This window comes from Bradyrhizobium sp. S3.7.6 (genome assembly GCF_054061875.1).
In genome coordinates this window covers 898,222-918,264 of record NZ_JBSSEQ010000001.1, presented here as the reverse complement: position 1 = coordinate 918,264, position 20,043 = coordinate 898,222, and the positions used below count along the sequence as shown (strand labels likewise).

The 20,043-nt window shown below is 63.7% G+C and carries 20 protein-coding genes; 8 read left to right on the top strand and 12 right to left on the bottom strand.

Going from position 1 to position 20,043, the window contains the following annotated elements; all coding sequences use genetic code 11:
* Positions 1 to 9 precede the first annotated feature (9 nt).
* The 6 genes from ACVJ5M_RS04325 to hemJ form a co-directional block, all read right to left on the bottom strand.
* Positions 10 to 864, bottom strand: a complete 855-nt coding sequence (locus ACVJ5M_RS04325) for a ParA family protein (RefSeq protein WP_063980282.1) — start codon at positions 862 to 864, stop codon at positions 10 to 12.
* A gap of 30 nt (positions 865 to 894) precedes the next feature.
* Positions 895 to 1,665 carry a 16S rRNA (guanine(527)-N(7))-methyltransferase RsmG gene (gene rsmG / locus ACVJ5M_RS04320; protein ID WP_063980281.1) on the bottom strand — a complete coding sequence of 257 codons (771 nt, stop codon included), beginning with the start codon at positions 1,663 to 1,665 and terminating at the stop codon, positions 895 to 897.
* Positions 1,666 to 1,674: 9 nt separating this feature from the next.
* On the bottom strand, positions 1,675 to 3,555 hold the full coding sequence (mnmG, locus tag ACVJ5M_RS04315) for a tRNA uridine-5-carboxymethylaminomethyl(34) synthesis enzyme MnmG (protein ID WP_354100297.1): 1,881 nt from the start codon (positions 3,553 to 3,555) through the stop codon (positions 1,675 to 1,677).
* 703 nt (positions 3,556 to 4,258) lie between these two features.
* The gene (gene mnmE / locus ACVJ5M_RS04310) at positions 4,259 to 5,617 is read right to left on the bottom strand and encodes a tRNA uridine-5-carboxymethylaminomethyl(34) synthesis GTPase MnmE (protein ID WP_063980279.1); all 1,359 of its coding nucleotides are present in this window, start codon (positions 5,615 to 5,617) and stop codon (positions 4,259 to 4,261) included.
* Positions 5,618 to 5,935: 318 nt separating this feature from the next.
* Positions 5,936 to 7,201 carry a transcription termination factor Rho gene (gene rho, locus ACVJ5M_RS04305; RefSeq protein ID WP_045004625.1) on the bottom strand — a complete coding sequence of 422 codons (1,266 nt, stop codon included), beginning with the start codon at positions 7,199 to 7,201 and terminating at the stop codon, positions 5,936 to 5,938.
* Between the two features lie 247 nt (positions 7,202 to 7,448).
* A complete protein-coding gene (gene hemJ / locus ACVJ5M_RS04300) occupies positions 7,449 to 7,883 on the bottom strand; it encodes a protoporphyrinogen oxidase HemJ (protein ID WP_028150172.1) in 435 nt (144 codons plus the stop codon).
* 459 nt (positions 7,884 to 8,342) lie between these two features.
* On the opposite strand from hemJ, the gene ACVJ5M_RS04295 reads away from it, so the two are divergent.
* From ACVJ5M_RS04295 to dnaQ, 4 genes are read left to right on the top strand one after another with little or no spacing between them, the layout of a single operon-like run.
* The gene (locus tag ACVJ5M_RS04295; RefSeq protein WP_028150170.1) at positions 8,343 to 9,182 is read left to right on the top strand and encodes a pyruvate, water dikinase regulatory protein; all 840 of its coding nucleotides are present in this window, start codon (positions 8,343 to 8,345) and stop codon (positions 9,180 to 9,182) included.
* An 8-nt stretch (positions 9,183 to 9,190) separates the two neighbouring features.
* Complete coding sequence (locus ACVJ5M_RS04290; RefSeq protein WP_063980276.1) at positions 9,191 to 9,799, top strand: Maf family protein; 609 nt, start codon at positions 9,191 to 9,193, stop codon at positions 9,797 to 9,799.
* A 23-nt stretch (positions 9,800 to 9,822) separates the two neighbouring features.
* Positions 9,823 to 10,422 (top strand): dephospho-CoA kinase, encoded by a 600-nt coding sequence (coaE, locus tag ACVJ5M_RS04285; protein ID WP_063985974.1) that lies wholly within the window; start codon positions 9,823 to 9,825, stop codon positions 10,420 to 10,422.
* Positions 10,423 to 10,449: 27 nt separating this feature from the next.
* On the top strand, positions 10,450 to 11,166 hold the full coding sequence (gene dnaQ / locus ACVJ5M_RS04280; RefSeq protein WP_354100298.1) for a DNA polymerase III subunit epsilon: 717 nt from the start codon (positions 10,450 to 10,452) through the stop codon (positions 11,164 to 11,166).
* Here the strand turns inward: dnaQ and secB are convergent.
* Positions 11,163 to 11,648, bottom strand: a complete 486-nt coding sequence (secB, locus tag ACVJ5M_RS04275; RefSeq protein ID WP_028150166.1) for a protein-export chaperone SecB — start codon at positions 11,646 to 11,648, stop codon at positions 11,163 to 11,165. The genes dnaQ and secB overlap by 4 nt on opposite strands.
* 413 nt (positions 11,649 to 12,061) lie before the next feature.
* On the opposite strand from secB, the gene ACVJ5M_RS04270 reads away from it, so the two are divergent.
* The 3 genes from ACVJ5M_RS04270 to ACVJ5M_RS04260 are packed head-to-tail and all read left to right on the top strand — an operon-like array spanning position 12,062 to position 14,887.
* Positions 12,062 to 12,769: a Tim44/TimA family putative adaptor protein gene (locus tag ACVJ5M_RS04270; RefSeq protein WP_063980275.1), complete on the top strand. Its 708-nt coding sequence runs from the start codon at positions 12,062 to 12,064 to the stop codon at positions 12,767 to 12,769.
* Positions 12,747 to 14,300 (top strand): murein transglycosylase A, encoded by a 1,554-nt coding sequence (gene mltA / locus ACVJ5M_RS04265; RefSeq protein WP_063980274.1) that lies wholly within the window; start codon positions 12,747 to 12,749, stop codon positions 14,298 to 14,300. The genes ACVJ5M_RS04270 and mltA overlap by 23 nt, the downstream gene beginning before the upstream one ends.
* On the top strand, positions 14,297 to 14,887 hold the full coding sequence (locus ACVJ5M_RS04260; protein WP_063980273.1) for a Smr/MutS family protein: 591 nt from the start codon (positions 14,297 to 14,299) through the stop codon (positions 14,885 to 14,887). The genes mltA and ACVJ5M_RS04260 overlap by 4 nt, the downstream gene beginning before the upstream one ends.
* Here the strand turns inward: ACVJ5M_RS04260 and ACVJ5M_RS04255 are convergent.
* The 5 genes from ACVJ5M_RS04255 to hslV all read right to left on the bottom strand — a co-directional run bounded on the left by ACVJ5M_RS04255 (position 14,884) and on the right by hslV (position 19,243).
* Positions 14,884 to 16,008, bottom strand: a complete 1,125-nt coding sequence (locus ACVJ5M_RS04255; RefSeq protein ID WP_063980272.1) for a hypothetical protein — start codon at positions 16,006 to 16,008, stop codon at positions 14,884 to 14,886. The two genes, ACVJ5M_RS04260 and ACVJ5M_RS04255, sit on opposite strands and share 4 nt — an antisense overlap.
* 203 nt (positions 16,009 to 16,211) lie before the next feature.
* The gene (gene hslU / locus ACVJ5M_RS04250; RefSeq protein WP_063980271.1) at positions 16,212 to 17,516 is read right to left on the bottom strand and encodes an ATP-dependent protease ATPase subunit HslU; all 1,305 of its coding nucleotides are present in this window, start codon (positions 17,514 to 17,516) and stop codon (positions 16,212 to 16,214) included.
* 49 nt (positions 17,517 to 17,565) lie between these two features.
* Positions 17,566 to 18,183, bottom strand: coding sequence for a DUF2585 domain-containing protein (locus tag ACVJ5M_RS04245; RefSeq protein WP_063980270.1), 618 nt, complete (start codon positions 18,181 to 18,183; stop codon positions 17,566 to 17,568).
* Positions 18,180 to 18,665, bottom strand: coding sequence for a GNAT family N-acetyltransferase (locus ACVJ5M_RS04240; RefSeq protein WP_063980269.1), 486 nt, complete (start codon positions 18,663 to 18,665; stop codon positions 18,180 to 18,182). The genes ACVJ5M_RS04245 and ACVJ5M_RS04240 overlap by 4 nt, the downstream gene beginning before the upstream one ends.
* Positions 18,666 to 18,682: 17 nt before the next feature.
* Entirely contained in the window at positions 18,683 to 19,243 is a 561-nt protein-coding gene (hslV, locus tag ACVJ5M_RS04235; protein ID WP_028150159.1) for an ATP-dependent protease subunit HslV, read from the bottom strand.
* 190 nt (positions 19,244 to 19,433) lie between these two features.
* Between hslV and hisB the strand changes: the two genes are divergently transcribed.
* Entirely contained in the window at positions 19,434 to 20,027 is a 594-nt protein-coding gene (gene hisB, locus ACVJ5M_RS04230) for an imidazoleglycerol-phosphate dehydratase HisB (RefSeq protein ID WP_028150158.1), read from the top strand.
* Positions 20,028 to 20,043 lie beyond the last annotated feature (16 nt).

Here is a 20,043-nt window from a genome sequence, read left to right as displayed (position 1 = left end):
ACGGCAGCGTCAATGCGTGGTGCGCAGCTCGCGCTCGCGCTGGATCACTTCCGTGGCGAGCCGCAGATACGCTTCGCTGCCGACGCATTTGAGATCGTAGACCAGGACCGGCTTTCCGTAGGACGGCGCCTCCGAGATGCGCACATTGCGCGGGATCATGGTCTTGTAGACCTTCTCGCCCATGAACTGACGGACGTCGGCGACGACTTGGTTCGAGAGGTTGTTGCGCGAGTCGAACATGGTCAGCACGATGCCGTGGATCGACAGGTTCGGATTGAGCGTCGAGCGCACCTGCTCCACCGTCTGCAGCAATTGCGACAGACCCTCGAGCGCGAAGAACTCGCACTGGAGCGGCACCAGGATCGCATCGGAGGCCGCCATCGCATTCACCGTGAGCAGGTTGAGCGAGGGCGGGCAGTCGATCAGCACATAGGTGTAATCGGCGTCCGGCGAGACGTTGTTGTTGAGCGCGCCGATGGCGTCGCGCAGCTTGAACGCGCGGCCGGGCGTGGTGCCGAGCTCGAGCTCGAGGCCGGAGAGATCCATGGTCGAGGGTGCGATGTGCAGCCGCGGCACCGCGGTCGAGACCACCGCCTCGCGCAAGCTCGATTCGCCGATCAACACGTCATAGGTCGAGCAGGAGCGGTTGCGGCGATCGATGCCGAGGCCGGTCGAGGCGTTGCCCTGCGGATCGAGATCGACGATCAGGACGCGCTCGCCGATCGCAGCGAGTGCCGTGCCAAGATTGATCGCCGTGGTTGTTTTTCCCACGCCGCCCTTCTGATTCGCCAGCGCCAGGATGCGCGGGTGGCCCTGCGGGACTTCGCCGGTCTGTTGCTGCTGCGGTTCGTCAATCACGCTCATCGCAAATTCCCCACTCGACCCCTGAACGCCTCAGCCGCGCTGCTCGACGGACGTCAGCTCGACGATCCAACCGTCGCCGGTACGGCTTTGGTGAAGCTGCGGTTGAATATTCCAATATTTAGCGGCTTCGGTCAATTCAGCCTCTACATCTTGCCCCTTCGGAAACAGCGCTTTTGCACCCTGGCGCATCAGCGGCTCCGCAAAGCCGATGAGTTGATGTAGCGGAGCCAGCGCACGCGCGGTGACGCAATCCACGGGGCCGGTGATTCTATCCACATTATCCCCGATCTCCGCGAGATGTACGAGCCCCGGAGATGCGGTGACGCGAACTGCTTCGCGCAGAAAGGCCGCCTTCTTGGCGATTCGCTCGACGAGGTGGACGCTGGCGCCAGGCGTCCCGGCCATGGCACAGGCGAGGACGATTCCGGGGAAGCCGCCGCCGCTACCGAGGTCGGCCCAGCGTTTGGCCAAAGGGGCGAGATCGACGAGCTGGAGCGAGTCGGCGATGTGCCGGGTCCAGAGCTGCGGCAGGGTCGAGGGCGCGACCAGATTGGTCTTGGCCTGCCACTCCCGGAGCAGCGCGATGTAGCGATCGAGTCGTTCCTCGGTTTCACGTGAAACGGGGGCGAGCCTGAGGGCCGCGAGCTTGTCCGCGGCGATGATCGCGTCCAGCGACCGATCGTTGGCGCTGGCCTTGTCGATCTTCGGCTTGATCGGCGTCGACTCGGATCGGCGACTCGCGCCCTCGCCCGCCGATGGTTTCCCTGATGACGATCTGCCGCCCGGCCCGCGCTGTTTCACGTGAAACGCCTATGCGATCGCCTTTGAGGTCTTCCGTGCCTCGCGCCGGAGGTAGGCCGCGAGGATACCGAGAGCCGCCGGCGTCATGCCGTCGATCCGGCCAGCCTGGCCAACGGTGAACGGCCGCGCCTTCTCAAGCTTGGCCCGCACTTCATTGGAAAGACCAGGGACCTGCTGGTAATCGACGTCCGACAGCACCATCCCCTCGTCTCGCCTGAAAGCTTCGACGTCGGCGCTCTGGCGCTCGAGATAGACGTCGTACTTCGCGTCGATCTCCAGATGGGTGGCGATGACCGGGTCGATCGCCGACAGCTCCGGCCAGATGGTCCGGACCTGGCTCCAGCCGATGTCGGGATAGGCCATCAACTCGAACGCCGAACGGCGCTGGCCGTCCCGGTTCAGGGACAGGCCGTGCTTGATCGCCTCGTTCGGCGTGATGGTCAGGGACTTCGACAGCGCCCTGGCCGCATTCAGAGCGTCCATCTTGGCGCGGTGATGCTGCGTCCGGGCGCTCCCGACGCATCCGAGCTCAATCCCCTTCTCGGTGAGACGCTGATCGGCGTTGTCGGCGCGCAGGGTCAGCCGGTACTCGGCCCTGGAGGTGAACATCCGATAGGGTTCGCTGATCCCGCGGGTGACGAGGTCATCGATCATCACACCGAGATAGCCATCGGCACGGTCGAACACTGTCAGGGCGGCGCCGCTCGCGGCCAAAGCTGCGTTCAGGCCGGCCACGATGCCCTGCCCGGCAGCTTCCTCATATCCGGTGGTGCCGTTGATCTGACCCGCCAGGAAGAGGCCACGCAGACGCTTGGTCTGGAGGGTCGGATCGAGCTCGCGGGGATCGATGTGGTCGTATTCGATGGCGTAGCCCGGGCGAACCATCTTCACCTGCTCCAGGCCAGGAATGCTGGCGAGGATCGCGAGCTGGACCTCCTCCGGCAGCGAGGTCGAGATGCCGTTGGGATAGACAGTGCTATCGTCGAGCCCTTCCGGCTCCAGGAAGATCTGATGCCCGTCGCGGTCGCCAAAGCGGACGATCTTGTCCTCGATCGAGGGACAGTAGCGCGGTCCGGAACTCTTAATCTGGCCGGAGTACATCGGAGAGCGATGGACGTTCGCGCGAATCACCTCATGGGTCGCGGAGGTCGTTCGGGTGATCCCGCACTGGATCTGCGGGGTCGTGATCCGCTCGGTCATCACCGAGAACGGCTCCGGCGGCTCATCTCCGGGCTGCATCTCGACCGCTGACCAGTCGATCGTGGTGCCGTCCAGACGCGGCGGAGTTCCGGTCTTAAGCCGTCCAAGGGTGAAGCCTGCCCGCTCAAAGGAGGCGGAGAGACCCATCGCCGGGGCCTCTCCGACCCGCCCAGCCGGCCAGTTCTTCTCGCCGAGATGGATCAGACCGCGGAGGAAGGTGCCGGTGGTGACGACGACGGCCCCTGCCCGAAGCTCGCGGCCGTCTGCCAGGCGTAGGCCGGTCACCCGGCCCTCGGCCACGATCAGCTCGTCTGCCTCGCCCTCGATGACGGAAAGACCTTCGGTGTCCCGGATCGCAGCCTGCATGGCTGCGGCATAGAGCTTCCGGTCGGCCTGAGCCCGGGGGCCTCGGACAGCCGGTCCCTTGCGGCGATTGAGGACGCGGAACTGGATGCCGCCGGCATCGCCGACCCGGCCCATCAGACCATCCAGCGCGTCGACCTCGCGGACCAGATGGCCCTTGCCGAGGCCGCCGATGGCGGGGTTGCAGGACATCGCGCCGACCGTGGAGAAACGGTGCGTCACCAGAGCGGTCGTCGCACCCATCCGGGCGGAAGCAGCCGCGGCTTCACAGCCGGCATGGCCGCCGCCAATCACGAGGACGTCGAAACTCTCTCGCTCTGTTCGCATGGGCGGACTTCTATCTCAGAGGTGGAGAAGCCGGAAGTAGAAACTGGGTGAGGCGGTTGTTTCACGTGAAACGGTGCGGCCAAGTAGGCGATGCGCATTTTCGCGAAAACAACCCCATGCACAGTAGAAGGGACATTGAGAGGACTGCTGTTTCACGTGAAACAGGATGGGTCTGACCGGGAGAGAACTCCTGGCGAGATCTCGCACGGTTCTGGACGGGGGTAGAGAGGGCACAAGCGATGGGTCTGCTCCGTCATTGCGAGCGGAGCGAAGCAATCCAGAATCCCTCCTTGGAGGCAGTCTGGATTGCTTCGTCGCAAGGGCTCCCCGCAATGACGGGCTTCGGGGACGACCGGCGGCCAAGACCCTCACTGCCCGTCAGGCGATCAGACCGTGCGTACGAACACTGCGACCAGGGCGGTCCAATCGTCCCGCGGTTTCACGTGAAACAGGCCGGAGCCTGCAAGGCACGTGGTCCACGTGAAACGGACCGGAACCGACCCCGCCGCTGTTTCACGTGAAACGCAAGGAGCGTGACAAGCTTGTAGCCTGGATGGAGCGCAGCGAAATCCGGGAAAGGTGTTCCGGCTGCGGAGCCGTCCCCGGATTGCGCTTCGCTTCATCCGGGCTACGAAACGAGCCCCCGTTTCACGGGAAACGCAAGGACTGGAACAAGCTCTAGTTCTACAATGAAGAACTAGTCCTATTTTCCGATGCAGAATTTCTGGAAGATGGCCCCGAGGACGTCCTCGACGTCGACCCGGCCCAACAGCCGACCCAAGGCATAGGCCGCAGCGCGCAGCTCTTCGGCGGCAAGCTCTTCGCCGTCTTCTACAAGCTCCAGGCTCCGGCGCAAGCTGTCTGAGGCCCGGCGCAACAGATCTCGCTGGCGGGCCCGGGTCACCAATGCGCCCTCGGTGGTCCCGAAAAACTCGGCGGCGAATTTCACGAGAGCGTCGATCAGGTCGGGAACGCCGTCCCCCCGGCTCGCCGAGATCCCGAACTCGCCGCGCGGCCCGACCTCCCCCGCCTCGCCCAGATCGATCTTGTTGCGGACGATCCAGACCGCGCCGCTCGATTGATCACGCCCGGGGCCGGACTTCACCAGCGATTGCATCGCGCCCGGATCGACGGCGTGGCCACCCTCGACTAGCCACAGCACGAGGTCGGCGTCTTCGGCTCGGGCTCGCGCTCGGCGCACGCCTTCCTGCTCCACGGGATCGTCGGTCTCCCGGATGCCAGCCGTGTCGATCACCGTGACCGGGTAGCCGTCGAGATCGAGCTGCACCTCGATCACGTCGCGCGTGGTGCCGGCGTAGGGCGAGACGATCGCGACCTCGCGGCGCGCGAGCTGATTGATCAGCGTCGACTTGCCGACATTCGGCTCGCCGGCGATCGCGACCACCAGGCCGTCGCGCAGGCGTTCAGAATGTCCCTGTGCCGCAAGGACTTCTGTGATTTCGTCATACAGCGCTTTGATCGCTTTCACCGCTGGCGCCCTCAACTCGGCTGGCACATCGCCCTCGTCGGAAAAATCGATGCCGGCCTCGATCAGCGCCGACGCCTCGATGATGCGCTCGCGCCAGTCGCGCGCGCGATCGCCGAGCAGGCCCTGCAACTGGCGCAGCGCCTGGCGGCGCTGACGATCGGTATCGGCATGGATGAGATCGTCGAGACCCTCGGCCTCCGTGAGATCGAGCTTGCCGTTCTCGAAGGCGCGCCGCGTGAATTCGCCGGGCTCGGCCGCGCGCGTATTCGGAATAAGGGAAACCGCGGAGAGGAGCGCCGCGAGCACCGCGCGGCCGCCATGGACGTGAAATTCGGCGACGTCCTCGCCGGTCGCGCTGGCCGGCCCCGGAAACCAGAGCACGACCGCGTCGTCGATCGCCTGGCCCGCGCCATCGCGGAGCAGCCGGCGGCTGGCCTGTCTCGGCGCCGGCTGCTTCCCCGCCAGCGTCGTGAGTGCGAGGCCGGCCTGCGGGCCCGAGACGCGCACCACGGCGATCGCGCTGGGCGCACGGCCGGACGACAGCGCAAAGATGGTCTGGTCTCGCGGATGCATGGCCTATTTGTCCGGCTGGCGGGGAAAAGGCAAACGGCCCGTTCTCGCGATGCCGACGCCCCCCCTTTTGCTGCGCTCTGGCCCGCAGCAACGGCTCTATTGCGATGCAACATAAAGCGCAGCATTTTGCTGCAGAGGCAGCCTCGCCCAAGCACCAAATGGTCAGGCAGCGTCAAGTATTATGTAAATATATCAATAACTTACGGAAGATCCGATTTTCCTTTCGTCCCATCGCCATGCTGCATTTCTTCCGCAGCAAAGCCGCACAAACGAAAAAGGGCGCCCGGAGGCGCCCTCTGATCTCATGCTGCATCGCACTCAGGTGTTCATCGAGTCGAAGAACTCTGAATTGCTCTTGGTCGAGCGCAGCTTGTCGAGCAGGAAGTCGATCCCATCCATGGTGCCCATCGGGTTCAGGATGCGGCGGAGCACGTACATTTTCTTGAGCACCTGCGGATCGGTGATGAGCTCCTCCTTGCGGGTGCCGGAGCGCGAGATGTCGATCGCCGGGAAGGTGCGCTTGTCCGAGACCTTGCGGTCCAGGATCAGTTCGGAGTTACCGGTGCCCTTGAACTCTTCGAAGATGACTTCGTCCATGCGGCTGCCAGTATCGACCAGCGCGGTTGCAATGATCGTCAGCGAACCACCCTCCTCGATATTGCGGGCGGCACCAAAGAAGCGCTTCGGGCGCTGGAGCGCGTTGGCGTCGACACCACCGGTCAAGACCTTGCCGGATGACGGCACCACGGTGTTGTAGGCGCGGCCCAGGCGCGTGATCGAATCGAGCAGGATGACGACGTCGCGGCCATGCTCGACCAGACGTTTTGCTTTTTCGATCACCATCTCGGCGACCTGGACGTGACGAACCGCCGGCTCGTCGAAGGTCGACGAAACGACCTCGCCCTTCACCGAGCGCTGCATGTCCGTGACTTCTTCCGGACGTTCGTCGATCAGCAGCACGATCAGATAGCATTCGGGGTGATTGTGCGCGATCGAATGCGCGATGTTCTGCATCAGCACGGTTTTACCCGTGCGCGGCGGCGCGACGATCAGCGCGCGCTGGCCCTTGCCGATCGGCGCGACGATGTCGATCACCCTTGCAGAAAGGTCTTTCCGCGTCGGATCGTCGATTTCCATGCGGAAGCGCTGATTCGGAAACAGCGGCGTGAGGTTGTCGAAATTGACCTTGTGCTTGGCCTTTTCCGGGTCCTCGAAATTGAGTGTGTTGACCTTCAGCAGCGCGAAATAGCGCTCGCCCTCTTTCGGGCTGCGAATGTGGCCTTCGATGGTGTCGCCGGTGCGCAGACCGAAGCGGCGGATCTGCGAGGGCGAAACGTAGATGTCGTCCGGTCCCGGCAGATAATTGGCGTCCGGCGAGCGGAGGAATCCGAAGCCGTCGGAGAGCACCTCGACGACGCCCTCGCCAACGATGTCGGTTTCAGCAATCGCGAGCTGCTTGAGGATGGCGAACAGCAGCTCCTGCTTGCGCATGGTGCTGGCATTCTCGACCCCATTCTCTTCCGCGAACGAGACAAGCTCGGCCGGCGTCTTCGACTTGAGGTCCTGGAGTTTAATTTCCCGCATTGGGGTGGTCCTGTGGGGTAACCTTGGGAGGGGGTGCGAGGAGGCTCTGAAATGCGGACGCGAGAAGGTAAGGTCCGCAGGTCTGGCAAGGAGAGCGCCGGTGAGGCTTCAAACCTGATGCGGTGTCCGGCCTCTGGAAAGCTCAGACAAAACCACATCCGCCTGCGTTGGGTGGGATGTCGCCAATATAGAAAATCGCTTTCCACTCCGCAAGCCGAAGCGCTGAGCGATTCATCGCAAGCCTTGCCTAGAACGGCTTCACGATCACCATGATGACGATCAAAATCATCAGAGCAGTCGGCACCTCATTGATAATTCGATAGAATTTCTGGCTACGCGGACGCCGGTCGGCGGCGAAATCCTTGCACCAGCGTGAAAAAAAGCCGTGGACCCCAGACATCGCCAGGACCAGTGCCAGTTTTACGTGCAGCCAGCCGAAAGAGAACCAGTGGCCGGACCAGGCGAGATAGAGCCCGGCAAGCCATGTGACGATCATGGCGGGGTTGATGATCGCCTTGAGCAGCCGGCGTTCCATCACTTTGAACGTTTCCGACTGCTTCGAGCCGATCTCGGCCTCGGAGTGATAAACGAACAGCCGCGGCAGATACAGCATGCCCGCCATCCAGGAGATGACGGCGATCACGTGCAGCGCCTTGATCCAGAGATAGACGTCTTCGAACATTTTCTGCGCCCGGCTTTCTGTCCAGCGCAGGGAACGCTGGGGATAGTAAGAACTCGTTAAGGTCTCACCCTACACACTTATCCGTCCGTAGCGCCTTCCTCTAATCTAGAATCTTAGATTCTTAAGGTTTGAGTCTATGTGACCGTGAATAGGACTCACACAATTCCGTCCGCACGTTCACGTGCGCTTGTTCACATCCATCAACATATCCCTGATGCTTCCTGCGGCCTTCGATAAGTCGGCCAGCTTCAAAGGCTTGCGCGTTTCTGTCGGCAGCTTATCAAGGGGGTTGTCCGCGCAATCCCGTTTTCCTCTCAACAGGTCGCCGGACTTGTTCCGATGGGCAGTGGTGTGAAGAAAATTGGCACTTGTCCCGCCCCTGGTGTCGCGCAACCCTTTCCGAGGGGTTAAGGTCCACAGAAATCCACAAACCACACCGCCTCCATACAAAGGGCTTTTGTGCCGACCTCGAACAATTATTTCCATCTCCACCTGGTCTCCGACTCCACCGGAGAGACGCTGATCACCGTCGCGCGCGCCGTCGCGGCGCAGTACGCCAACGTCACCCCGGTCGAGCATGTCTATCCCCTGGTGCGCAGCCAGAAGCAGCTCGATCGCGTGCTCGACGAGATCGAGGAGGCGCCGGGGATCGTGCTGTTCACGCTGCTGGAGAAGGATCTGGTCTCTCGGCTCGAGGACAAGTGCAAGCAGATCAACGTTCCGAGCCTGTCGATCATCGGGCCGGTGATGCAGTTGTTCGAAGCCTATCTCGGCGCCGCGACCACGGGCCGCGTCGGCGCCCAGCACGTCCTCAATGCGGAATATTTCAAGCGCATCGACGCGCTGAACTACACGATGATCCACGACGACGGCCAGCATGTCGAAGGCCTCGACGATGCCGACGTGGTGCTCGTCGGCGTCTCACGCACCTCCAAGACACCGACGTCGATCTATCTAGCCAATCGCGGCATCCGCACCGCCAACGTGCCATTGGTTCCGGGCATTCCGGTGCCGGCACAATTGGAGACCCTGACGCGGCCGCTGGTGGTGAGCCTGCATGCGACGCCGGAACGCCTGATCCAGGTGCGCCAGAACCGCCTGCTCTCGATGGGTGCCGATACCAGCGGCGACACCTATACCGACAGGCAGGCGGTCGCCGACGAGGTCGCGTTCGCGCGCAAGCTGAGCGCCAAGCACGACTGGCCGCTGCTCGACGTCACGCGGCGATCGATCGAGGAAACCGCCGCGGCGATCATGAAGCTCTACAGTGACCGCCAGCGCAACCGGCCTACGGGATAGTTTCGGCGATGTCTCTCTGGCGCGGCGAAACTCCGTTGATACTGGCCTCGCAGAGCAGCGCGCGAAAGATGCTGCTGGCTAGTGCCGGACTGGAGTTCAAGGCGATTGCGGCCGATATCGACGAGCGCGGCATTCAGGCCGCCTCGAAACTTTCAGGCCCGCATGACATCGCCCTGCTGCTGGCGCGTGAGAAGGCCAAGGCGGTCTCGGCCGGTCATCCGGGGAGCTATGTGATCGGTGCCGACCAGACCCTGGCTCTCGGCGAGCGTCTCTTCAACAAGCCTGCAGGCCGCGCAGAGGCGATGGCGCAATTGCTCGACCTCGCCGGCAAAAGCCACGCGCTGAATTCCGCGGTGGCCGTGGCGCGAGATGGCAAGATCGTTTTCGAGGATGTTTCGGTGGCCCGCATGACCATGCGGCCGATGACCGAGACGGAGCTTTCCGCCTATCTCGACGCCGCCGGCGATGCGGTGACGACCAGTGTCGGCGCCTATCAGCTCGAAGGTCTCGGCAGCCATCTGTTCGAGCGCATCGAGGGTGACCATTTCACCATTCTCGGGCTGCCGCTGCTGCCGTTGCTTGCGTTCCTGCGGCGCGAACGGCTAGTTGCAGTGTGAACGACAGGAACGGCTGCCTGCTGATGCGGATCCTTGGACTGACCGGCTCGATCGGGATGGGAAAATCCACCACCGCGAAATTGTTCGCGGAGGCCGGCGTTCCCGTCTATGACGCCGATGCCGCTGTCCATCAGCTCTACGAGGGCGAGGCCGCGCCCGCGATCGAGGCCGCCTTTCCCGGCACTACCTCGAACGGCAAGGTTGATCGCCCAAAACTGTCCGCGCGCGTCGTGCATGATCCGGCCGCGATCAAGCAGCTCGAACAGATCGTTCATCCGATGCTCGGCGCCTCCCGGCAAAAATTCTTCGCCGATGCGGAAGCAGCCAAGGCGCCCGTCGTGGTCCTGGATATCCCGCTGCTGTTCGAAACCGGCGGCGAGAAGCGGGTCGACGCCGTCGTCGTGGTGTCGACCTCGCCGGAACTCCAGCGCAAGCGTGTGCTGGAGCGCGGCACGATGGACGAGGCCAAGCTCGACGCGATCATCGCCAAGCAGACGCCGGATGCCGAGAAGCGCAAGCGGGCCGATTTCGTAGTGGATACGTCACACGGACTTGAACCCGTGCGCGCCCAAATCACGCACATTCTGGCCGAGGTCGTTAAGATGCCGCAGCGGCGAGCCTGATTCGCTGCCTCACACGGCCTCTTGATCATGCGTGAAATCGTTCTCGACACCGAAACCACTGGCCTCGATCCGCTCCGCGGCGATCGGTTGGTCGAAATCGGCTGCGTCGAGATTGTCAACCGTATGCCGACGGGCCAGACGTATCACGTCTATATCAATCCCGAACGGGACATGCCGGCGGAAGCCTTTGCGGTACACGGGCTGTCGGCCGAGTTCCTGTCGACCAAGCCGCTGTTCCACGAGGTCGTCGACCCGTTTCTGGAGTTCATCGGCGATGCGCCGCTGGTGATCCACAACGCTTCGTTCGACATCGGCTTCATCAACGCCGAGCTCGACAAGGTCAAGCGCGTCGCGATCCCGCGCGAGCGGCTGGTCGATACGCTGCTGTTGGCGCGGCGCAAGCATCCGGGCGTGTCGAACCGGCTCGACGATCTCTGCTCGCGCTATTCGATCGACAATTCACACCGCACCAAGCACGGCGCGCTGCTCGACGCCGAACTCTTGGCCGAAGTTTATGTCGATCTGGTCGGGGCGCGGCAATCGCAATTGCTCCTCGCTTCGGAAGGCGAGGACATTCGCGCCAATGCGGCTGGCGATGTGCCGCGGCGGCAGCGGACCGTGCCGCTCGCGCCGCGGATTTCCGATGCCGAGCGCGAGGCCCATCGGGCCTTTATCGCAACGCTCGGCGACAAGGCGATCTGGAACGAGTTCCTGCCCGCTCCAGCCGCCCCTCCGGCTGTTTAGGCCTGACCGCTCGTCTGCTGAGCGGCCATTTGCCGCTCCATGTTCTGACGATAGAGACCGACGAAGTCGACCGGATCCAGCATCAGGGGCGGGAACCCGCCGTCGCGCACGGCGGTCGCGATGATCTCGCGGGCGAACGGGAACAGCAGACGCGGGCACTCGATCATGACCAGCGGATGCAAATTCTCCTTCGGCACGTTGGTGATGCGGAACACGCCGGCATAGGCGAGCTCGAACGAGAACATGATCTTACCGGCGGTCTCGGCCTTGCCCTCGACCGACAGCGTCACCTCGAACTCGGTTTCGCTGAGATTGATGGCGCTGACATTGATCTGGATGTTGATCTGGGGCGGCTGGCCCTGCTGCTGGAGCGAGGTCGGCGCGTTCGGATTCTCGAACGAAAGGTCCTTGATATACTGCGCCAGAACGTTGAGCTGGGCAGCCTGGGCCGCCTCGGGAGGGGTGCCGTTGCCGTTGGTCATGAGAGTCTCTCCTTACCCGATTTGGGCTGAATTTCGCGGCGGTTGGCTAACATAGGGCCGCCTCACTCCACAAGGACGAACGGCCCCGGATCGGGTATCCGCGCCGCCCCCGCAATTGTGACGTTCACCCGGCCCTCCTGACGAAATCGCGCGTTAAACGATTGAAGATGCGCGATTTCCGGGCAGGATCGGGTTTCCCCTTAAGCATAAAACGCGCTACACTCGGCGCTGTGCCAAAAGGCGCCATTGGCCGGGCAAGATTTCGTGCCTACATCCCGAGGACCAGACGCGCGGACCTAAAATGGTGATGTAGACTTGCCGTTCCCGTATGGAACGGTCTACTGGCCGGATTGATTTTCCCGGCGACGACCCGAGACGGCCCCTTTCAGCGAAGACCAGAAAGCGAATACGACGTGGACATCTACACCATCATCTTCCTGGCGCTGGCGGTCTTCATCTTTCTGAGGCTGCGCAGCGTGCTGGGACAGCGGACGGGTAACGAGCGGCCGCCGTTCGACCGCACCGCCGCCCGCAATGCGCTGGGGGGTGCCCAGGACAAGAACGTCGTGACCATGCCGGGCAAGGTGATCGACCAGGCCCCGCTGGCGCCGACCGCCGAGCCGGCTCCGCCCTCCGACCGCTGGAAGGGCCTGACCGAGCCGGGCACCGCGCTCGCCCAGGGTCTCGATGCCATCGTCGACAAGGATTCCACCTTCGACCCGCGCCATTTCATCTCGGGCGCCCGCGGCGCTTATGAGATGATCGTGCTGGCCTTTGCCAATGGCGACCGCCGCGCGTTGCGCGACCTGCTGTCGTCGGAGGTCTATGATAGCTTCGACGCCGCCATCAAGGAACGCGAGAAGTATGAGCAGAAGACCGAGACGCGTTTCGTCTCGATCGACAAGGCCGAGCTCGTCGGCGCCGAGCTGCGCGACCGCACGGCTCAGCTCACCATACGATTCGTCTCGCAGATGATCTCGGCCACCCGCGACAAGAGCGGCAATATCGTCGACGGTAGTGCGGACACGGTCGCCGACATCACCGACATCTGGACCTTCGCCCGCGATATCACCTCTCGCGATCCAAACTGGAAGCTGGTTGGCACCGGAAGCGCGAATTAAGAATTTCCTGAAGAACAGCGCGACGGCGCTTTGCGCAGGTGCCGTCGTGCTGTCGTCGTTTTCGCTCGGCGCCGAGGCGGCGCGGCGTCACTATCGCAGCCATCACCATCATCTCCCGGCACTTGCCGCCGCCCCGCCGCGCGCCTTGCCCTATCCGCAGCTCCCTTTGCCGTTCGAAATCCCCGGTGCGCAATATCTGCCGCTGACCTGGACGGACGTGAAAGGCTGGAGCGACGACGACCATCTCGCCGCCTACAAGACGTTCCGCGCGAGCTGCCGGACGATCAACGCGCAGACCGGTGCGGCCGAACCGAAGGCGCTTGGCGGCTCGCTGAGCGAGCCCTGCAGGGCCGCCAAGTCGCTCGAGCTCACCGACGACGGCAAAGCCAGGACCTTCTTCGAGGAGAATTTTGCACCGCTGCGGATCTCGCGCCTCGGCGAGCCCGACGGTTTCGTCACCGGCTATTACGAACCGGTGCTGGAGGGATCGCGGACGCAGACCGACGTCTTCAACGTGCCGGTCTATCGTCGCCCGTCGAACCTGTTCGTGCGCGGCTACAAGCAGGACTCGGTCAGCTTGCCCAACAAGGGCCCGGTCTACCGCAAGATCGGCCGCCGCAAGCTGGTGCCCTATTACGATCGCGGCGAGATCGAGGACGGCAAGATCGCCGGCCGCGGGCTGGAGATCGCCTGGCTGAAGGACCCGACCGATCTGCTGTTCGCCCAGATCCAGGGCTCGGCGCGGATCAAGTTCGACGACGGCGGCACGGTCCGGCTGAATTACGACGCCTATAACGGCTATCCCTACACGGCCGTCGGCCGTGTCCTGATCGAGCGCGGCATCATTCCGAAGGAGGAGATGTCGATGCAGAAGATCAGGGAGTGGATGGCGCAGAACCCCGATGGCGCCAAGGATCTGCGCCGCCAGAACCGATCCTACATCTTCTTCCGCGAGGTCAATCTGTCCGACAAGGAAGAAGCGGTGGGTGCGCAGGGCATTCCGCTGACCGCCGGCCGTTCGATCGCGGTCGACAAGGCACTGCACGTCTACGGCACGCCGTTCTTCATCGAGGGCGAGCTGCCGATCGATTCCGAACGCTCCAAGACGCCGTTCCACCGGCTGATGATCGCGCAGGACACCGGCTCGGCCATCATCGGCCCCGCGCGCGCCGATCTCTATTTCGGCGCCGGCGCGGATGCCGGCCGTGTCTCGGGACGGCTGCGCCATCCCATGCACTTCGTCATGTTGGTACCGAAGGGCCTCGATCCCGCAGTACGCGCCGCGAAGTTGCCGGTGCCGGACCCGCGTCCCTCGGAGAAGATCGCAAGGCTGTTTCCGCAGACCGATCCTGCCAAGGATTCGCCCAAGGATCAGACCAAGCCCGCGGCTCCGGCCGCAGCCGTGGCGCAAGGTAAGGGTGAGACCGTCGCCGTTGCCAATCCGGTCCCGTTGCCGGTGCCGCGTCCCGTGATAGAGCCCGTTCAGGAGCCGCGGCGGCCAGTCAAGAATCGTCCCCATCGGCAGCAATGAAGCGATCGTCCCGTCCGCCCGTGCTGGAGCCTCGTACCTCGCCGCGCCGCCGTGCGCTGAGCGAGGAGGAGCGCGCGCTGTGGGATGCGGTCGCAAAACAGGTCAAGCCGCTGCGGAAGCATCGCGTGGCAAAGACACACGCCCCGCCGCGCACTGAGCCTTCACCGGCAGCGCCGGCTACGCGATCTGCGCCATCGCCACGGCCGATCGCTGCCGCGCCGGCGGTGCGCATGGCAAAGCCGGCCATGCCGCCGCTGGCACCGCTGGGCAAGCGCGAGCGCACAAAATTGTCGCGCGGCCGCAGCGAGATCGAGGCGCGGCTCGATCTGCACGGCATGACCCAGATACGCGCCCACCGGGCCTTGACCGGCTTCCTGCACCGCGCCCATGATGACGGCCTGACCTTCGTGCTCGTCATCACTGGCAAGGGACGGAGCGGCGGCGAAAGCGGCGTGCTCCGCCGCCAGGTGCCGGAATGGCTGAGCCTGCCGGAATTCCGCGCCTTCGTCGTCGGCTTCGAGGAGGCGCATATCGGCCATGGCGGCGAGGGCGCGCTCTATGTGCGGATACGCCGGGCGAGGTATTAGAACGGCCGGACGATTCCGACGCGCGGGATCAGCGTGAGGATCAGGCCGAAGATATTTGTCTTCCGATCCTCCGACGCGATCAGCGGTGCATTGTACTTGGCCGGCAGCATCTTCACCGCGTGCAGGATCAGGAACAGGCAGACCGCCCAGTTCGAGATCCAGCGCGAATAGTCGAACACCATCGCGAACATCACGAGATAGGCGAGACTGATGCCGATCAGCGCCGCGATGACGAGGCGCCGGTGCAGGTCGTTCGCGAGCGCGCCGATCACGCCGGCAAAATAGCGCCAGAGTGGCGTGTGCAGCCAGATCAGCAGGGCAAACACCGGCACGCCGAGGATGTTGTGCGGCAGGCGGCCCCAGGTATCCGAAACCTCCTTCGCCAGCGGCTGGTACCAGATGTAGGCGAATTGCAGCAGGTCGGTCCGCGCCGGATCAGCCATCCGGGTCTTCAGGTAGGCAACGAAATCCGCTTCCGGGATCGGCATCGTTCCCAGGAATTGCGCCGCGAAGAACAGCGCGCTCACGCCAAGCAATGCCACCAAACCAAACGCGACATTCGTCTTGGTGACGCTGTAGGCGAGGTAGTGCCTGATCACGACGATGGCGATGATCGTCGGCACATACATCAGCAGATGAATGTGGTGGATCAGCACGAGGACGATCGAGAACAGCGCGGCCATTGCGACGAACAGCAGCGAGCCCGCCGGCATCAGCAGCAGGATGATCGCCAGCGCGCAGCCATAGATGTCGAAATGGCCGAGCGTGTGCATGAAGTTCTTGAGAAAGAACGGCGAGCCCGCGATGAAGACGAACAGCGGCAGCGTTCTCGCGGTGAAGCCGAACGTTTTCTGGAATAGCCTTGCGTACAGCCCCAGCGTCACCAGCCACGTCGCTCCGCCGAGCGCGAACACCAGCCAAACCGGCACCTTGTCCGTGAACAGCGCGACGATGGCCCCGATCAGCGCGCGCTTGATGAAGCCGAAATGATAGTCGACGAGGAGGTGGATGTAGGGGACGTAAGGCGGCAGCTGGATCTTGTGGACGAACACGCCGACGATGACCGCGGCGTTGATCGCGAGCAGGAGACGCCAGGGATTTTTCTGAATCTGGGCGATCACGCCGCACCCGAACTGACGCGATCTACCTCCGCCGTCGTCCCCGACAAGCGAGCACAGCGAGCGCAGATCCGGGACCCATAACCACAGGAAGTCGTTCGAGCCGGGATCGTGGTCGCCATCTGTTTCAACAAGAGCCGCTGGTGGTTATGGGTCCCTGCTTTCGCAGGGACGACAGCGGCATCCATAGCGTGGCCGCAGCCGAATTACAAAATGAACCGGCTCAGATCGGCGTTCTTGGCGAGGTCGCCGACGTGCTTCTGCACGAAATCCGCATCGACCTTGACGGTCTCGCCGCTGCGGTCGGGGGCGGTGAAGGAGATTTCGTCCAGCACCCGTTCCATCACCGTCTGGAGCCGCCGCGCGCCGATGTTCTCGACGGTGGAATTGACGGCGACCGCGACGTCGGCCAGGGCGTCGATGGCGTCGGCGGTGATGTCGAGCGTCACGCCCTCGGTCTGCAGCAACGCGATATATTGCTTGATCAGCGAGGCCTCGGGCTCGGTCAGGATGCGCCGCATGTCGTCGCGGGTCAGTGCCTGCAGTTCGACGCGGATCGGCAGGCGGCCCTGCAATTCCGGCAACAGGTCGGACGGTTTCGCGACGTGGAAGGCGCCGGACGCGATGAACAGGATGTGATCGGTCTTCACCGCGCCGTGCTTGGTCGAGACCGTGGTGCCTTCGATCAGCGGCAACAGGTCACGCTGCACGCCCTCGCGCGAGACGTCGCCGCCGACCCGGCCGTCGCGTGCGCAGATCTTGTCGATCTCGTCCAGGAACACGATGCCGTTGTTCTCGACCGCGCTGATCGCCTCCAGCGTGAGCTGGTCGGTATCCAGCAGCTTGTCGGATTCCTCATTGACGAGGATCTCGTGCGAGTTCTCCACCGTCAGTCGCCGCGTCTTGCTGCGCCCGCCCAGCTTGCCGAAGATGTCGCCGAGCGACACCGCGCCCATCTGCGCGCCGGGCATGCCCGGGATCTCGAACATCGGCATGCCGCCGCCCGAGGACTGCGTCTCGATCTCGATTTCCTTGTCGTTGAGCTCGCCAGCGCGCAGCTTCTTGCGGAACGATTCGCGCGTTGCCTGGCTGGAATTGGCGCCGACCAGCGCGTCGAGCACGCGCTCCTCGGCGGCGAGCTGCGCGCGTGCCTGCACGTCCTTGCGCTTGCGCTCACGCACCTGGGCGATCGCGACCTCGACGAGATCGCGCACGATCTGCTCGACGTCGCGGCCGACATAGCCGACCTCGGTGAATTTCGTCGCTTCCACCTTCAGGAACGGCGCGTTCGCGAGCTTGGCGAGCCGTCGCGCGATCTCCGTCTTGCCGACGCCGGTGGGGCCGATCATCAAGATGTTCTTCGGGAGTACCTCTTCGCGCAAGGAGCCGGAGAGCTGCTGCCGGCGCCAGCGGTTGCGCAGCGCGATCGAGACCGCGCGCTTGGCATCGGCCTGGCCGACGATGAAACGGTCGAGTTCGGAGACGATTTCGCGGGGAGAGAAGTCTGTCATGGGACCTTAGCTAGGATCAGATGCGGGTCGGGACAAGCCGCATTTTACGTCAGATGATGGGCGGGCCCGATTGCCACTGTTTCACGGCGTCGATCGGATGGATCAGCATCAGGATATTGAGCGTCAGATTGTCGCGAATGTGAAGCGCGAGCATGATCTCGAAGGCGAGCCCGAGCAGGACGGTCACCGAGACTGGCAGCACGCGCGCGGCGAGGAACCCCATCATCATGGCCAGATTGTCAGAAATCGAATTGACGATGCTGTCGCCGAAATAATCCAGCGAGATCGTGCCGGCACGGTAGCGTTCGATGATGAAGGGCGAGTTCTCGACGATCTCCCAGGCGCCTTCGATCAGCATGGCGACGATCAGCCGTGCCGGCCAGGACAGTTGTAGGAAGGGCAGGCGCGCGAACAGCAGCCAGGTCAAGCCGTAGAACAGGAAGCCATGCAGGATGTGAGAGAAGGTGTACCAGTCGGCGATGTGCTGCGAATTCTCGGAGCTGTTCACCACGCCATGCCAGAGCTTTACATAGCCGCAGGTGCAGATCGGCACCCGCCCCATCGCGAACAAGATCGAGGCCTGCAGCGCCAGCAGCAGCAGTGCGATGCCGACCCAGGCCAATGGCGGTACGGCGACCTTGCTCTCGTGCGTGCTCGTCAGCGTCACGGCTCGCGCACCATCAGCAGCGCCGTCCCGTCCGGCGTCTCGACCATGCGGTCGCGGACGAAGCCGGCCTTCTCATAAGCGCGCACGGCGCGTGCGTTGAGCGGATCGGGATCGGTGACAATGCGTGGCAGGCCCTGCCGCAACTGGCCGTCGACGAACTGGCGGATGAACGCGGAGCCGTGGCCGCGCGCGATCATGTCGCTTTCGCCGATGAACTGGTCGATCCCACGGGTGCCCTCCGGTTGCGGCCCGAAGCCGGTATTCCAGGCTGTCAGGCGATAGCATTGAAGATAGCCGAACGGGTGGGTGCCAGCCAACACGATGAACTGGTCCATCGCCGGCTCATCGAGATCGCCGCTCACCAGCAAGAACTGCTCGTCCGGATCGCCCCACCACTCCCGCACATGCACCTCGCCCAGCCACCGCCGGATCAGCGGCAAATCGGCCGGGCTCATCGGGCGGAAGGTGTAGGCGGGCGCCATGTCCTGTTCGGTCTGGCCTAGCCGGTCGCCAGGCTTTCGATGGTCAGATTGCGGTTGGTGTAGACGCAGATGTCGGCGGCGATATCGAGGGAGCGGCGGACGATGGTCTCGGCATCCTTGTCGGTGTCGATCAAGGCCCGCGCAGCGGCCAGGGCGTAATTGCCGCCAGAGCCGATCGCCATGACCCCGGCCTCGGGCTCCAGCACGTCGCCGGTGCCCGTCAGGACCAGGGAGACGTCCTTGTCGGCCACGATCATCATAGCCTCCAGGCGGCGCAGATAGCGGTCTGTCCGCCAGTCCTTGGCGAGCTCCACCGCAGCCCGGGTCAGCTGCCCCGGATACTGCTCGAGCTTGGATTCGAGCCGCTCGAAGAGCGTGAAGGCGTCAGCCGTGGCGCCGGCAAAGCCGCCGATGACGTCGCCCTTGCCGAGTTTTCGCACCTTCTTGGCGTTGGACTTGATCACGGTCTGGCCGATCGAGACCTGGCCGTCGCCGCCGATCACCACCTTGCCGCCCTTGCGGACCGTCAAAATCGTGGTGCCGTGCCAGCCCGGTGCGCTGTTCTGGGAATCCTGCATCAAATACCTCGTTGTCGGACCTGATTTAGGCGGTCGGGACCGACCGTACAACGGGCCGCTCCGGGCCCATTTCGCTCACCATAGGCAGAAGTAGAGGCCCGGCCAGCCGTTCCCGCAGTAGCGAAGGCGTCATTTGACTGTTAAAAGACCGCCGTTTTCGGTCCAAAACCAGAATGGAAACCGCTTTTCAATGCGCACCGCGACGATCAAGCGCAAGACCAAGGAAACCGACATCGAGGTCACCGTGAACCTCGATGGCACCGGCGTGTCCAATATCGCGACCGGCATCGGCTTTTTCGACCATATGCTCGATCTCCTCGCCCGCCATTCCCGCATCGACCTCACGGTCAAGGCGGTTGGCGATTTGCACATTGATCATCACCATACCACCGAGGACACCGGCATCGCGCTGGGCCAGGCGGTCAAGCAGGCGCTCGGCAACATGGCGGGCATCACCCGCTATGCCGGCGTGCACATGCCCATGGACGAGACGCTGTCGCGCGTGGTCATCGACATCTCGGGCCGTCCGTTCCTGGTGTTCAAGGCCGACTTCCCCCGCGACAAGATCGGCGAGTTCGATACCGAGCTGGTGCGCGAGTGGTTCCAGGCCTTCGCCATGAACGCCGGCGTGACTCTCCACGTCGAGACCCTATATGGCGATAACAGCCACCATATCGCCGAGTCCTGCTTCAAGGGCCTGGCGCGGGCGCTGCGCACTGCCGTCGCGATCGATCCGAAGGCCGTGGGCGAAATCCCGTCCACCAAGGGTTCGCTCGGCGGCTGACGTCTTTCGGCCCGCG